The sequence below is a fragment of the Actinomycetospora corticicola genome (assembly GCF_013409505.1).
GTDB classification, from domain to species: domain Bacteria; phylum Actinomycetota; class Actinomycetes; order Mycobacteriales; family Pseudonocardiaceae; genus Actinomycetospora; species Actinomycetospora corticicola.
Window position 1 is genome coordinate 799,299 of record NZ_JACCBN010000001.1, and the last position, 13,547, is coordinate 812,845.

The 13,547-nt window shown below is 73.6% G+C and carries 12 protein-coding genes; 6 read left to right on the forward strand and 6 right to left on the reverse strand.

Features of this window, described 5'->3' with window-relative positions:
* Positions 1–7 precede the first annotated feature (7 nt).
* Complete coding sequence (locus tag BJ983_RS03820) at positions 8–1,351, reverse strand: dipeptidase (RefSeq protein WP_179792591.1); 1,344 nt, start codon at positions 1,349–1,351, stop codon at positions 8–10.
* Positions 1,352–1,610: 259 nt separating this feature from the next.
* Here BJ983_RS03820 and BJ983_RS03825 point away from each other — a divergent pair, with 259 nt between their 5' ends.
* Positions 1,611–2,489: an MOSC domain-containing protein gene (locus BJ983_RS03825; RefSeq protein ID WP_179792592.1), complete on the forward strand. Its 879-nt coding sequence runs from the start codon at positions 1,611–1,613 to the stop codon at positions 2,487–2,489.
* 9 nt (positions 2,490–2,498) lie between these two features.
* On the opposite strand, the gene BJ983_RS03830 is transcribed toward BJ983_RS03825, so the two are convergent.
* Both BJ983_RS03830 and BJ983_RS03835 read right to left on the reverse strand, forming a co-directional pair.
* Positions 2,499–3,218: a Clp protease N-terminal domain-containing protein gene (locus BJ983_RS03830; protein ID WP_179792593.1), complete on the reverse strand. Its 720-nt coding sequence runs from the start codon at positions 3,216–3,218 to the stop codon at positions 2,499–2,501.
* Between the two features lie 57 nt (positions 3,219–3,275).
* Complete coding sequence (locus BJ983_RS03835) at positions 3,276–3,782, reverse strand: TetR family transcriptional regulator (RefSeq protein ID WP_179792594.1); 507 nt, start codon at positions 3,780–3,782, stop codon at positions 3,276–3,278.
* A gap of 72 nt (positions 3,783–3,854) precedes the next feature.
* Here BJ983_RS03835 and BJ983_RS03840 point away from each other — a divergent pair, with 72 nt between their 5' ends.
* On the forward strand, positions 3,855–4,571 hold the full coding sequence (locus BJ983_RS03840) for an HAD-IA family hydrolase (protein ID WP_179792595.1): 717 nt from the start codon (positions 3,855–3,857) through the stop codon (positions 4,569–4,571).
* 262 nt (positions 4,572–4,833) lie between these two features.
* Here BJ983_RS03840 and BJ983_RS03845 read toward each other — a convergent pair whose 3' ends face one another.
* The 3 genes from BJ983_RS03845 to BJ983_RS03855 all read right to left on the reverse strand — a co-directional run bounded on the left by BJ983_RS03845 (position 4,834) and on the right by BJ983_RS03855 (position 8,919).
* Positions 4,834–5,592, reverse strand: a complete 759-nt coding sequence (locus BJ983_RS03845) for an ankyrin repeat domain-containing protein (RefSeq protein ID WP_343053697.1) — start codon at positions 5,590–5,592, stop codon at positions 4,834–4,836.
* 59 nt (positions 5,593–5,651) lie between these two features.
* Complete coding sequence (locus tag BJ983_RS03850; protein WP_179792597.1) at positions 5,652–7,595, reverse strand: HNH endonuclease signature motif containing protein; 1,944 nt, start codon at positions 7,593–7,595, stop codon at positions 5,652–5,654.
* 262 nt (positions 7,596–7,857) lie between these two features.
* Entirely contained in the window at positions 7,858–8,919 is a 1,062-nt protein-coding gene (locus BJ983_RS03855) for an IS110 family RNA-guided transposase (RefSeq protein ID WP_246325513.1), read from the reverse strand.
* A gap of 693 nt (positions 8,920–9,612) precedes the next feature.
* On the opposite strand from BJ983_RS03855, the gene BJ983_RS03860 reads away from it, so the two are divergent.
* From BJ983_RS03860 to BJ983_RS30425, 4 genes are read left to right on the forward strand one after another with little or no spacing between them, the layout of a single operon-like run.
* A complete protein-coding gene (locus BJ983_RS03860; protein ID WP_179792598.1) occupies positions 9,613–10,959 on the forward strand; it encodes a glycosyltransferase in 1,347 nt (448 codons plus the stop codon).
* A complete protein-coding gene (locus tag BJ983_RS03865; protein WP_179792599.1) occupies positions 10,956–12,107 on the forward strand; it encodes a glycosyltransferase family 4 protein in 1,152 nt (383 codons plus the stop codon). The genes BJ983_RS03860 and BJ983_RS03865 overlap by 4 nt, the downstream gene beginning before the upstream one ends.
* A complete protein-coding gene (locus tag BJ983_RS30420; RefSeq protein WP_179792600.1) occupies positions 12,100–12,843 on the forward strand; it encodes a methyltransferase domain-containing protein in 744 nt (247 codons plus the stop codon). The genes BJ983_RS03865 and BJ983_RS30420 overlap by 8 nt, the downstream gene beginning before the upstream one ends.
* Positions 12,840–13,529 (forward strand): acyltransferase, encoded by a 690-nt coding sequence (locus BJ983_RS30425; protein WP_179792601.1) that lies wholly within the window; start codon positions 12,840–12,842, stop codon positions 13,527–13,529. Before BJ983_RS30420 ends, BJ983_RS30425 begins: the two co-directional genes overlap by 4 nt.
* The last annotated feature ends 18 nt before the right edge of the window (positions 13,530–13,547 follow it).

Below are 13,547 nucleotides of genomic sequence, written 5' to 3' on the forward strand. Positions count from 1 at the left end.
AAGGGAGCTACCGGGCCAGCGAGCGCAGGAGCAGCGTCTCGGCGAGGACGCAGCGCCGGAACATCGCGAGGTGCAGGCTCTCGTCGATGCCGTGCCAGCGGGAGGCCGGGTCGCCGACGCCCGTGACCAGCACCGTCGCGCCCGGGAAGGTGCGGGCGAACTCGGCGATGAAGGGGATCGTGCCGCCCATCCCCATCTCGACCGTCTCCGACCCGAAGGCCGCGGACAGGGCCTCGCGGGCGAGGTCGTAGACCGAGCCCTCCGGCGACAGCGCGAACGGTTCACCGGACGCGTGCAGCGACACCTCGAGGCCTACGCCCCAGGGAGCGTTCCGCGCGAGGTGCTCCCGCACCGCCTCGAACGCCGACTCCGTGGAGTCGCCGGGGGCCAGGCGCACGCTGATCATCGCCCGCGCCCGGTGCACGAGGATGTTGGCGGCGCCCTCGACGGCGGGGGCGTCGATGCCGAGCACCGCGATCGCGGGCTGCTGGGCGATCCGCTCCTCGACCGACCCGGTGCCGAGCAGGTCCACGCACTCGAGGACGCCCGCGTCGCCGCGGAACTGCTCCTCCGACATGCCGGGCACCTCGGAGGACCCCCGGACCAGCCCCGGGACGGCCACCGAGCCCTTGTCGTCGTGCAGGGTCGCGAGCAGGCGGCACAGCGCGGTGAGCGCGTCGCCGGCCGGTCCGCCGTAGACCCCCGAGTGCACCGCGCGCTCGAGCATCGACACCTCGACGACGATGTTGGTCAGGCCGCGCAGCGAGGTGGTCAGGGCGGGGACGTCGACGGCGGGGTTGCCGGCGTCGGCGATGACGATGACGTCGGCGGCGAGGTCGTCGTGGTGCTCGGCGAGCAGCGCGGACAGCGTCGGCGAGCCCGACTCCTCCTCGCCCTCCACGAACAGCGTCACCCCCACCGGCGGGCGGCCGTCGTAGGCCCGCAGCGTGGCGAGGTGGGTCATCACGCCGGCCTTGTCGTCGGCGGCACCGCGGCCGTAGAGCCGGCCGTCGCGCTCGGTGGGCTCGAAGGGCGCGCTGGTCCAGAGCTCGTCGCCGCCGGTGGGCTGGACGTCGTGGTGGGCGTAGAGCATCACCGTCGGCTGCCCCTCGGGCGCAGGCCAGTGCGCCACGACGGCGGGTGCGCCGCCCTCGGCGCTGAGCACCGAGACCGACGCGGCACCGGCCTCGCGGGCGAGGGTCGCGACCGCGTCGGCACTGCGACGGGTGTCCTCCCGGTGCGCGGGGTCGGCCCAGATGCTGGGGATCCGGACGAGACCGTCGAGGTCGCGTCGGGCGTCGGGGAGCACCGCGTCGACGGCGGCCTGCAGATCGGCGGGAACGTCAGCCATGTCCGCGACCCTAAGACCCCCGGGCGGCCGCGACGCAGTCGAATTCGACGCACGATCCCGACGGCCCGATGGGCTCGAACGGACCAACTTCCCCGGACGTCCCGTCCGAGTCGTTCCGCAGCTGCGGTGCGGGACGGGTGTTGCCGCCGTCTTCTCGGCCGACATCGCGATGCGATGTGCGCTGTTCGGGCGCCCGCCGTCCGGACCCCTCCGGTCGGTTCGGTTCGTCCGATAGATCCGACCGGGTACGACGTCGCGCATGACGATCGCCGCGATCTACCGCTACCCGGTCAAATCGATGCAGGGCGAGGCGCTCTCGCGCGCCACCCTCGACGAGCGCGGTGTGGTGGGCGACCGCGCCTACGCGTTGCTCGACGTGCAGACGGGCATCGTCGCGAGCGCCAAGGTGCCGAAGCGGTGGGACCAGCTGCTCCGCTTCTCCGCCGCCTTCGCGGGCGAGCCGGTGGCGGGGGAGCCGGCCCCGCCCGTCGTCATCACCTTCCCCGACGGCTCGACCCGCCGCAGCGACGATCCCGACGTCAACCAGGCCCTGTCGAGCGTGCTCGGCCGCGACGTCTCGCTGATCACGACCCCGCCCGACGGTGCGGGCTTCGAGGAGCTCTGGCCGGAGATCGACGACCTCGCCCCGCAGCACATCATCGACGCGACGATCGCGCGGCAGGAGGACACCGGCGAGGCGATCAGCCGCTTCGACGTCGCCGCCTTCGCGCCGCCCGGCCGCTTCTACGACCTCGCGGCCCTGCACGTGATCACGCACTCGACCCTCGCGCGCCTCGGCGAGCTCGCCCCGGACAGCCGCTTCGACCCGCGCCGCTACCGGCCCAACGTGGTGCTCGACGACACCGAGCCCGGGTTCGTCGAGAACGACTGGGTCGGGCGAGAGATGTCGTTCGGCGACGACGTGCGGGTGTCGTACACCTTCCAGACGATGCGGTGCGTCATGACGACCCTCGCGCAGGAGGACCTGCCCGAGGACCGCGACACGTTGCGCACGGTGGCGAAGCACAACCGCGTCGACATCGAGAAGAAGGAGGTCGCGGGGCGGTGGGCGTGTGCCGGGGTCTACGCGGACGTCACCGCCGGCGGTGAGCTCGCGGTCGGGGACGCCCATTCCTGACGTCGGGTGCTACAGCTCCTGGCTACCGGTCGCGGTGGCCAGGAGCCGGGCCACCTCCGCCTCGACCCGCTCCTTGTCGAGGCCGAGCCCGGTGAGCACACCCGTGCCGTCCTCGTCCTCGAGCAGGGCGAGCAGGAGGTGCTCGGTCCCCACGTAGTTGTGCCCGAGCCGCAGGGCCTGCCGGAAGGTCAGCTCGAGGACCTTCTTCGCGGCGGCGTCGAACGGGATGAGGGCGGGCGGCTCCTCGACCGGTTCGGGGAGCGTGGCGACGATCCTCCGGCGCAGCGCCTCCGGGGTCACCCCCTGGGCGGCGATCGCGCGGGCGCCGAGGCCCTCCGGCTGGCTGAGCAGCCCGAGCGTCAGGTGGCCGGGCGTGATCTCGGGGCTGCGGGCCGACCGGGCCTCCTCCTGCGAGGCCACCACGACCGACCGCGCGCGGGGCGTGAAGCGCTTGAACCCCTCCTCGGGGTCGAGGTCGTTCGACCCGCCCTTCGGCACGAACCGTTTCTGCGCGGCCTGCTTGGTGACGCCCATGCTCCGGCCGATCTCGGTCCACGACGCCCCCGAGCGGCGGGCCTGGTCGACGAAGTGACCGATGAGGTGGTCGGCCACCTCGCCCAGGTGCTCGGCGGCGAGGACGGCGTCGGAGAGCTGGTCGAGCGGTTGCTCGTGCACTGTGGTGATGGAGCGGATGAGGTCGTCGAGGCGGACGTGCGGTGGTGAGGTCATGCGTCCACCGTAGGTTGACGCCAGGCGCTCCGTCAACTGTCGGTGGACGTAGCGCTCTCAGTGCCCGGCGAGGGACCGGGCGCGCTCGAGGGCGTCCGGCGTGCCCTCGACCGCACGCCGGGCGACGGCACCCTCGAGGAGGAGGAAGAGGTACTCGACGCGGTCCGGGTCGTCGGTCAGCTGCTGGAGCACGTCGCGGACCGCCTGCTTGTGCGCCCGGATCACGGCGAATCCGGGATGGTCGCGGGGGAGCTCGGCGGCCGCCCGCTGGAAGCCGCAGCCGAGGTCGGTGTCGAACTGCGGGTGGACGAGGTAGGTGTCGAAGACCGTGTCCACGTCGGGCTTCGCCGCGAGGCGTTCCTGCAGGTCGGCCCACCAGCGGTCGTGCCGGCGCTGCAGGTACGCGGTGATCAGGGCGGCCTTCGATCCGAACTGGTCGTAGAGCGTCTTCTTCGTGACGCCGGCCGCCTCCGCGATCCCCGCGACCCCCACCGCCGTGATCCCGTGCTCGTAGAACAGCGCCGAGGCGTGGTCGAGGATGCGCTGCCCGGCCGGGGTGGTCACGACTTGACGGTATACCGACCGGTGGGTCAAGGTCTCGGGTAGTCCGATCGGTATACCTTGCTGGAGGCGGCCATGATCCGAGCCCTGACCTTCGACGTCGTCGGGACGTTGATCGATTTCGAGGCGGGCATCCTGCGGTGCGTCCGCGGGTTCTCCTCCGTTCCCGACGACGGGTCGGTGCTCGCGGCTTTCGGGGCGGCCGAGGACGTGCAGCAACGTCGGACGCCGGAGCTGCCGTTCCCGGCGATGCTCGATCCCATCGGGGAGCGGCTGGCCGCGGACCTCGGGATCCCGGAGCTGGCCGGGTCGCCGTCGCCGCTGCGCGAGTCGATCGCGTCGTGGCCGGCCTTCCCCGACGCCGCGGAGGTGCTCGGCCGGTGGCGCGACCGGTTCCGGCTCGTGGCGCTGACGAACGCCGACCGCGCGGCGGTCGCGGCCTGGGGTCCGGCGCTGGGGGATCCGTTCCACGACACCGTGACCGTCGACGAGGTCGGCGTGAACAAGCCCGACCCGCGCATGTTCGAGGCAGCGCTGGACAAGCTCGCCGGGGTCGGCATCGCCCGGGACGAGGTGCTGCACGTCGCGCAGAGCCAGTACCACGACATCGGCGCCGCGCACGCGCTCGGCCTGCGGACCTGCTGGGTGGAGCGGCGGCACGGGCAGGCGGGGACCGGGGCGACCCCGGCGGCGGCCGTCACGCGGCCCGACCTGCACGTCCACTCGCCCGCCGAGCTCGACGAACTCCTACCGAGCGCGGCTGTGCTCGAGGGCGAGCGGGCGGCGGGGTAGCGGGACGATCGGCGGCTCTGGTTCCGGGCCGGTCTCGTCGGCCCACGAGCGGAGGTGGCGTTCGTCGAGCGTGCCGCGTCGGGTCATCGCGATCCACGGTGCGGCCACCCAGCCGGCGACCACGACGGCGGCGGTCCCCAGCACCGCCGCCGTCGCCTGCCGCGGTCCTCGCGGGCATCCGCCCCCTCCCCCCGGCGGGGCGGTGCCTCGGTGCGAGCGACTCACGGACTCCATGACACCCGTCGGGCCTTTCGTACGGCTTTCACCCTTCGCGGCGGGATTGCGCACCATCAGGCGTGTCCGGTCGTGTCGACCGAGCCCCGCGCTCGTGGAGCCACTGCGCGAGGTCGTGGGCGCCCTCCGCGGTGGCTGCGTCCCAGGGGCTCTGGTCGGACCACGGCGGCACCCGGTTGACGTCGGCCCCCCGGGCGACGAGCAGTTCGGCGCAGCCCCGACGTCCGCCGTGGCAGGCGCCCCACAACGCCAGGTCGATCTCCTCTGCGGAGGGCGCCGGTTCGGTGGCGAGCAGGTCGGCGACGCGGTCGTCGAGGCCGAGGGTGGCCGCGTCGATCAGGGTGGTCGTGGCGCCTCGCTCGAGGAGGCGCCGGGCGACCGCCCACTGCTTGAACCCGCGCGCATCGGCGATCGGCGCACCGCCACCCAGGACCGCGCCCGGAGCCTCGATGTCGGCCCCCGCGTCGAGGAGCGCGTCGGCCGCCTCCACGTCGTCGCAGCTCGCGGCCCAGTGCAGGGGCGTCTCCTCGTGGGGTCCCCGGAACCGGGCGTCCACGTCGGCGCCGGCCGCGACCAACGCGGCAATGGTGGCTCCGACCTGCGGGTGGTGCCCGGGCCAGTCGGTCGCGACGTGGAGCAGCGTGCGGGACTCCCTCGTGGTGCCGAACCGGGCGGTGGCCAGCCAGGGGTGCTCGCCGAGCAGTGCCTGCAGGTCCTGGACGCGGCCCTCGCGGATCGCCTCGACGGCTGCGACGGCGATCGGATCGCCGGCTGGAACGGTGTCCACGGATCGCAGTCCACCACGGGGTTCCGGGCCCACTGAGCGGGCCCGTTCCATGCTCGTCCTCAGACGCGGGGGATGAGTGTCCAGGGGCGGTTGTGTCGGGGTGTTCGGGTGGGGTCGAGCCAGGCCGGTGGGGTGAACCACGGGAGGTGGTCGATCATGGCGACGTCCCATCCGGCGTGGTGGACCAGGTCGTGGTGATACCGGCAGAGGCAGACGAGGTTGTCGGGCTCGGTCTGTCCGCCGTGGGCCCAGTGGGTGATGTGGTGGAGCTGGGTGGTGCGCGCTTTGCGGCGGCAGCCGGGGAAGGCGCAGTGCCGGTCGCGCAGGGTCACGGCGCGGAGGATCCCGGCGGTGGCGGCGCGGGATTTGCGGCCGATGTCGAGGACCTCGCCCTTCGACCCGAGGACGACCGGGATGATCTCGGCGTCGCAGGCCAGGCGGCGGGCGGTCTCGGGGCCGATTGAGGTGGAGTCCCCGAGCAGCGCCAACGCTCCGCTGGCGTCGGTGAGCTGTTGGCGCAACGTCTGGTAGTCCAGGGTGACGGTGAGCGTCACCCGCTCCCGGCCGGGTAGTGACATCGCGTCGAAGTCCGGTGGGCTCCACGGCTTGTGCGGCGGCGGTTCGTCGTTGGGCTTGCCGTCGGCCTTGCCGCCGGGCTGGTCGTCGGGCGGGCCGACGCCGAACACTGGCGTCTCCTCATCGGCGGCGGCGGCGTTGCTGGCGCTGTCGGCGGTGTCGGCGTGGTCCGGGGCGACGTCCTCGGGCTCGGCGGTGTCGTCGTGTCCGCTGCCCGGGTCCTCGTCCTCGTACTCGGCAGCAAGGTCGGCGGTGTTCGCGGGCTCCGTTGCGGGTTCGGTGGGCCAGGCGGTGGTGTCGCCGTGGTCGTCGAGGTCCGGCAGCGGCATGGAGGCGGTGGGGCTACCGGGATGCTGTTCGTCGTCGCCGTGGTCGAGCCCGGCCCGGTGGCTGGCGGAGATCAGGTCGAGCAGTCCGGTGGCCTGCCGGTTCGGCTTCGAATCCCGGGCCTCGACCCGCGGGTCGACCCCGACCCGGCGACCGTCGGCGTCGTCGGCGACCGGTGGCAGGCCCGTCTCGGGGTCGGCGGTGACGGCGGTGGCAGGTGCGGGGGTGGCGGCGCGGATGGCGTCGGTGAACAACGCCGCCGCGGCCGGCTCGCGCAGCACCAGCTTCGCGTTGACCTGACCGTTGCGGCGCCGGGTCAGGTGCAGCTCGTTGCCGGTCGGGTCGTCGTCCTTCGGGGCGGCGCCGTCGGGGTCGAGGCGGTCGGCGATCGTCTTCGCCGCCGACGCCAACGCCCGCGGCGAATGCGTCGCGGCCAGCGTCGCGAGCTGCTCCTCCGCCACCGCGAGCACGCCGTCGTCCAACTCTGAGACGTTGCGGAGGCGGTCCATGGTCTTGGCGATGATCTCGACGTGTGCCCCGTCGATCACCCCGTCGTCCACGGCGGCGGCGGAGGCGGGGAGTTGGGCGGGGGTGGTCGCGCCGGTCGGGGTGGTGTGGGGGTGCAGGGCGTCGGCGTGCCGGTCGAGCCTCGTGACGGTCTGCGGGTCGAGCCGGACGTGGTCCTCCAACAACCGCGGCAGCCGCTGATACCTGGTCTCGGCCAGGACGTCGCTGTCGCGCAGCGAGGTGATCGCCCGGTACAGCCGGGCCCCGGCCAACCGCCAGGCGGTGGTAGCGGCGTCGACCTCGTCCAGCACCGCCTGCGAGGAGGCGGACAAGCCGCCCTCCGAGCCGGAAGCGGGTGCGTCGGTGACCCCCGGGACCGCCCACCCCGGCTCGTCAGCACCTGCGCACGGTACGTGGTCCTGCGGGTCGTCGGGCTCGAAGAACGGGGCCTCCGGCTCGGGCAACCACGGGAACAACGCCTCGAACTCGGCGTCGCTCAACGGGCGGCGAGCAGACTCGTCGGGGTCCTCGGGTTCCCAGGGCGGCAGCGGCTCGGGCCCCGTCCAGGGGTCCCACGCCGCGTCGATCGCCATGCACTCAGTATCGAACACCAGTTCGAAGAGATCAACCGGCGAACGGAGCAACTTCCGACCGGTCGTGCACCAGACACGCCACTCGAGGACCAAGCGACCGGCGCGGCGCGTTCCGACCTCCCGGCACCAGGAAGTGCCCGTGCACTGCCTCGACCACCGCCCGCGCGTGCGTCGCGCCTCCCTCGTGCGCCGGTCGCGCCGTGCCGGGCGTGGCGGCGGTTCTGGGGTGTCGGGCGACCTGCCGTCGCGAGCTGCTCCTGTGTCAAGCCGCGACGGTGTCCGGTGCGGTCCGGGACTGCAGGAGCAGGTTGAACACGACGCGCGCGAGGCGTCGTTTGAGGGCCCGCATCGCTTCGTTGTGGTTGTCGCCGCGGGCGCGTCGCTTGTCGTAGTAGGCGCGTCCGAGGCTGTCGGCCAGGCGGGTCTGGGTGAGCGCGATGCGGTGCAGGGCGGCGTTGAGTTGCCGGTTGCCGCCGCGGGCCAGCCGGTGACGGTTGGTGCGCCCGGAGGAGGCGGGGATCGGCGCGGTTCCGGCGTGCATGGCAAAGCAGGCCTCGGAACGGAACCGATCGGGTCGGGCGGTCTCGGCGATCAGCTTCGCCGCGGAGAGCGGGCCGCAGCCGGGCAGCTCGAGCAGCTGCGGGGCCAGCACCGCGACCCGGCGGGCGATCTCACGCTCTAACGCCCGGATACGGCTGGTGCGCTTGAGGATGTCGCCGACCAGCTCGGCGGCGAGCTCCCCGACCAGCCCGGGGTGCTCGGCGGGCAGCAGCGCGGCCAGCGCGGTCAGACGGGTGGGCTTGTCCAGCCCGCGGGCCGGGATGCTGCGCTCGAGTTCGGGGTCGAGTTCGTGCAGGTGCCAACGCAGCCGGCAGATCATCGCGGTCCGCTCGGTGACCAGGTGCTCGCGGTGATCGACCAGCAGCTTGAGCTCGCGGGACTCGGGGTCGTGCTCGGCGACGGGCAGGTTCGGCTCGCGCAGCGCGGCCCGGGCGATCGCGGTCGCATCGATCGGGTCGGACTTCCCGAACTGGCGTGCCGAGCTCCGGGCACCGGCCATCAGCTTCGGCGGGACCCGCCGGACCCGCTGCCCCGCGGCGAGCAGCGCCCGCTCCAAGCGCAGCGAGACATGCCGGCAGTCCTCGAGCGCCCACTCGATCTCCTGCCCGTCGGCAGCGAGTTCCCGGCACTCGCGCTGGGCCCAGGCCAACAACTCCAGGTGCCCGGCGTCAGTGGCCTGCACCCGACGCTGCGCGCGGCGGGCGCCGAGTTGATCGACCACGACCGCGGTGTGAGTGTCCTTGTGGACATCGACTCCGACCATCAGGACCATCGAAGGGGTCTCCTGCTCCTAGCCTGCGGGGGACAACAGGCCGGGCCGGTCGGCGGACACACCTCAGTGGGGGCGCTGCCACGCTCCTATCAAGTCACGCCGGCCGGTCCTGGCCGCCGGTGCCCGGCACAGCTCGCGCTGGCCTCCTGCGGAGACAGTCACATCAAGAGCCAGAGCACCGACGACCAGGATCCCGACCACCGCCACTGGCGGCACCACCGACCCTGACACTGAGGGTCACGTCAGACAGGTCGAACGGCCCGAGAGCCTGCCTGCTGTACATCTCGCGGCGGGGGCTGCGCGCCGCAGGGGGACCTGCCGTCGCGAGGGTGACATCAGGCAGGTCGGGCGGCCCGCCGCCCTGCCTGCTGTGCATCCCGGCGCCGCCACCCCGACGGCGGGGTGGGCGACCACGGGCCGCGAACGGCCCCGCCACCCGATCGGGGAGTAGTGCCTCGGTCGCGTGCCGTGATGCTTCGACTTTTTCCGCGATTCGGCGTCATCGAGTCACCGGATCGACGTTTCTCCGCCGTGCGGTACCCCGAACAGGGGATACCACACGGCCGGATGCCGAACTGACGGTGACTCACCGTCGTCGAGGGATCGGGTCACACGGTTGCTGTCTGTCGGGGACCAGCGATCCAGCGCACGTGAGTCGGCGGATCGAATCGACGGAGGTGACGGATGACCCCGCAGTCGCGGCTACGGGTCTCCATCCTGGGGCTCAACTACGCCCCGGAACCCACGGGCATCGCGCCCTACACGACCGGCCTCGCCCGGTTCCTGGCCGAGGCCGGGCACGACGTCCACGTCGTCACCGGACTCCCGCACTACCCCCACTGGCAGGTCGACCCGGCCTACCGGGGACGCCTCGTCGAGGAGCGCGACGGCGACGTCCGCATCACCCGCGTCGCGCACCCCGTGCCGGCCAACCCGGTCGGCCCCGGCCGTATCGCGATGGAGGCCGCCTTCGCCGCCCGGGCGACGCGCGTGGTCACGGGCGGGCGGACCCGCCCCGACGTCGTGATCGCGGTCAGCCCCGCCCTGCTCTCGGTGGCCGCGGCGGCGACGCTGCGCCGCCCGGGACGCACTGCGCTCGGCGTCATCCCGCAGGACCTCTACGGGCACGCCCTGGCGGAGACGCGGCTCGGCTCCGGCCGCACGGCCGCGGCCGCCGCTGCACTGGAGCGCCGGCTGCTCGCGCGGGCCGACGGCGTGGTCGCGATCCACGGGCGGTTCCGCTCCTCGATCGCCGCCCTCGGCGTCGACGAGGACCGCATCACGACGATCCGCAACTGGACCCACGTCCCGACCGCGCCCCGCCACCCGTCCGACCTCGCCGCGGTCCGCAGCGAACTGGGCTGGCGCGACGACGAGATCATCGCCCTGCACGCCGGGAACATGGGCGCGAAGCAGGGGCTGGAGAACGTCGTCGAGGCGGCCCGTCGGGCCGACCAGGACGGCGCGCCGGTGCGCTTCGTGCTCCTCGGCCACGGCAGCCGCCGCGACCGGCTCCGGGCCCTCGCGCAGGGCATCCGCCGCATCCAGTTCCTCGACCCGCTGCCCACCGAGCGGTTCATCGACGCCCTGGCCGCCGCCGACGTCCTCGTCCTCAACGAGCAGGCCGGGATCGCGGAGATGTGCGTCCCGAGCAAGCTGACCTCGTACTTCGCCGCCGGGCGCCCGGTCGTCGCCGCCACGAACGCGCTGTCGGCCGCGAGCGCCGAGATCGCCGCCTCCCGGGCCGGGGTGACGGTGGAGCCGGGGTCGCCGGTGGCGCTGCTCGACGCCGTCGTCGACACCCGCCTGCAGCCGGGCGACGCCGAGGCCATGGGGCTGCGCGGGCAGCTGTTCGCCCACGACGTCCTGCACGTCGACGCGGCCCGCCAGGCCTACGTCGGGTGGGTCGAGGGGCTCGCGGCCGCGCGCGCCCGCCCCGGCCACGCACCGCTCGAGCCGACGGCCACGGAGATCGGCGTCCTCGACGCCGGGCCGCGACGGCTCCCGAACACCTGGGTGGAGCCGGCATGAGGATCGCCCTGGTCCACAGCTACCACCACACCGAAGTCCCCTCCGGGGAGAACGTGGTGGTCGACGCCCAGGTGCAGGCGCTGCAGGACGCCGGGCACGACGTGGTCGTCGTCGCCCAGCACAACGACCTCCGGCGTCGTCGCGCGACCTACCCCCTCGAGGCCGCCGCGACGGTCGCCACCGGCTTCGGGCCGGACCCGACGGAGATGCTCCGCCGGATCGCCCCGGACGTGGTCCACGTGCACAACCTGTTCCCGAACTTCGGCACCCGGTGGCTCGCCCGCTGGCAGGGTCCGCTGGTTGCGACGCTGCACAACTTCCGGCCGATCTGCCCCGCCGGGACGCTGCTGCGCGACGGGAAGCGCTGCACGGACTGCATCCACACGCCGCGGGCGGCCGTGACCCACCGCTGCTTCCAGGGCTCGCGCCTCGCCACCCTGCCCCTGGCCGTGAGCACCCGCGGCGGCGCCACCGCGCACCCCGTGGTGGCACGCGCCGACCGGCTGATCACCATCTCGCAGCGCGCCGCCGACGAGTACCTGGCCGCGGGCGTGTCCCGCGACAAGCTCGTCGTCGTCCCGAACGCCGTCGCCGACCTCGGGCACACCGACCACGACACCGACCACGTCCACGCCCCCCGCTGGCTGTTCGTCGGCCGGCTGTCCGCGGAGAAGGGTGTCGCGGCCCTGCTCGACGCCTGGCCCGCGCACCTGCCGCTCGACCTCATCGGGACCGGTGAGCAGCAGGACGAGCTGCAGGGTCGCCACGGGGACCGGCCGAACATCCGGTTCCTCGGCGGGATGGGGAACGACGAGGTCCGGGCGCGGCTCGGCGCCTACACCGGCCTCGTCGTCCCGAGCCTCTGGGCCGAGGCCGGGCCGCCGCTGACCTACGTCGAGGCCCTGGCCGCCGGCGTGCCCGTCGTCGCGGTCGAGGGCAACGGCGCCGCCGACGACATCGCCCGGCACGGCACCGGGGCCGTCGTCCGGGCCCGCGACGCCGCCGAGCTCGCCGTCGCCCTCAAGGACGTGCAGCGCGACCGGCCGGCCCTGGCCCGCCGCGCCCGGACGACCTACGAGCAGCACTTCTCCACCCGCGCCTGGGTGACCCGACTCCTCGAGACCTACCAGGAGACCAGCCATGGCTGAAGCCGGCGGCGGCACCTACGCCGCGATCCTGTCCGACCTGCTCGCCCGCGGCGTGATCGCGGCCGACGACGCGATCCTCGTCCAGTTCGCCGGGGAGTTCGACGAGAGGACGACCGCCGAGGTCGGCCTCACGAACTGCACCTTCTCCAACCTCGCGCCCGACTCGCCGTCCTCGCGACTCACCGCCGGCCGCCACGCCGACGCGCACGCGATGCCCTACGCCGACGGGTCCTTCGACCACGTCATCGGGCACGCCGGGCTGCACCACTGCTCCCGTCCGCACCAGGCGCTGCACGAGATGTACCGCATCGCCCGCTCGTCGGTGGTCGCGGTGGAGAACCAGGACTCGCCGCTCATGCGGCTGGCCTGCTCGCTCGGCCTCGCCGGGGTCTACGAGCACGACGCGGTCGCCGACGGCGGCGGCACGACCGGGGGCGTGGACGGCACCGGCACGCCGAACCACGTGTACCGCTGGACCCGTCACGAGGTCCGCAAGACCGTGGCCAGTTTCGATCCCGGGAACGCCGTGCCGATCGAGTTCCACTCCCGGTGGCTCATCGGCTCCGACCGGGCCCTGACGTCGAGCATGCGCTCGGCCATCGGCGGTCGCGACCGGGTCATCGGCCTGCTCAACGGCGGGCTCAACGCCGTCGCGCGGCGCCAGGGGAACATCTTCGGCTTCACGATCCGCAAGGACCTCGCGACGGCCCAGGCCTGGACGGCGGTGGCCGCGTGAGCCTCGTCCTCACCCGCCGCCCCCTGCGCACCCTGGCCGCCGGGCTCGCCGTCGTGCTGCCGCGGCGCCTGCGCCGGTTCGTGCACACCCGCCTGCTCGGCTACGAGCTCGCGCCCACCGCCTCGATCGGCCACTCGTTCATCGACGTCGACCGTCTCGTGCTCGGCGAGCGCGCGCGGATCGGCCACCTCGTCGTCATGCGCGGCTGCGAGCGGGTGGTCCTCGGGACCGGCGCGGTCGTCCTCATGCTCGTCTGGGTCAACTCGGTCCGCCGCTCCACCGGCTACTTCGCCGGCCTGGAGGGCCGTCGTCCGGAGCTCGTCATGGGCGACCACTCGATGATCTCCGCGCTGCACCTCATCGATGCCTGCGACCTCGTCGAGCTCGGCGACTACGCCGCGATCGCGGGCTTCGGCTCGATCGTGCAGACCCACGCGGTGGACGTGGACAACATGGTCCAGGACGCCCGGCCGATCCGGCTCGGGGAGTACGCGATGGTCGCGACCCACTGCCTGCTGCTCCCCGGGGCCGTGGTCCCGGCGCGGTCGATCGTCGCGGCGGGGTCGACCGTCACGAAGGCGCTGCCCGCGGAGCACCAGGTGTACGCCGGGGCTCCGGCGCGCCCCGCTCGTGCGCTGGACCCGGCGATGCCGTTCCTGCACCGCACGACCTCGGAGATCGCCTGACCATGGACCGGGGGAGCG

Excerpts from the sequence above, each read along its gene's own strand:
- BJ983_RS03820 (WP_179792591.1), bottom strand. The coding sequence starts at position 1,351 with ATGGCTGACGTTCCCGCCGATCTGCAGGCCGCCGTCGACGCGGTGCTC.
- BJ983_RS03825 (WP_179792592.1), top strand. The coding sequence starts at position 1,611 with ATGACGATCGCCGCGATCTACCGCTACCCGGTCAAATCGATGCAGGGC.
- BJ983_RS03830 (WP_179792593.1), bottom strand. The coding sequence starts at position 3,218 with ATGACCTCACCACCGCACGTCCGCCTCGACGACCTCATCCGCTCCATC.
- BJ983_RS03840 (WP_179792595.1), top strand. The coding sequence starts at position 3,855 with ATGATCCGAGCCCTGACCTTCGACGTCGTCGGGACGTTGATCGATTTC.
- BJ983_RS03850 (WP_179792597.1), bottom strand. The coding sequence starts at position 7,595 with ATGGCGATCGACGCGGCGTGGGACCCCTGGACGGGGCCCGAGCCGCTG.
- BJ983_RS03855 (WP_246325513.1), bottom strand. The coding sequence starts at position 8,919 with ATGGTCGGAGTCGATGTCCACAAGGACACTCACACCGCGGTCGTGGTC.
- BJ983_RS03860 (WP_179792598.1), top strand. The coding sequence starts at position 9,613 with ATGACCCCGCAGTCGCGGCTACGGGTCTCCATCCTGGGGCTCAACTAC.
- BJ983_RS03865 (WP_179792599.1), top strand. The coding sequence starts at position 10,956 with ATGAGGATCGCCCTGGTCCACAGCTACCACCACACCGAAGTCCCCTCC.
- BJ983_RS30420 (WP_179792600.1), top strand. The coding sequence starts at position 12,100 with ATGGCTGAAGCCGGCGGCGGCACCTACGCCGCGATCCTGTCCGACCTG.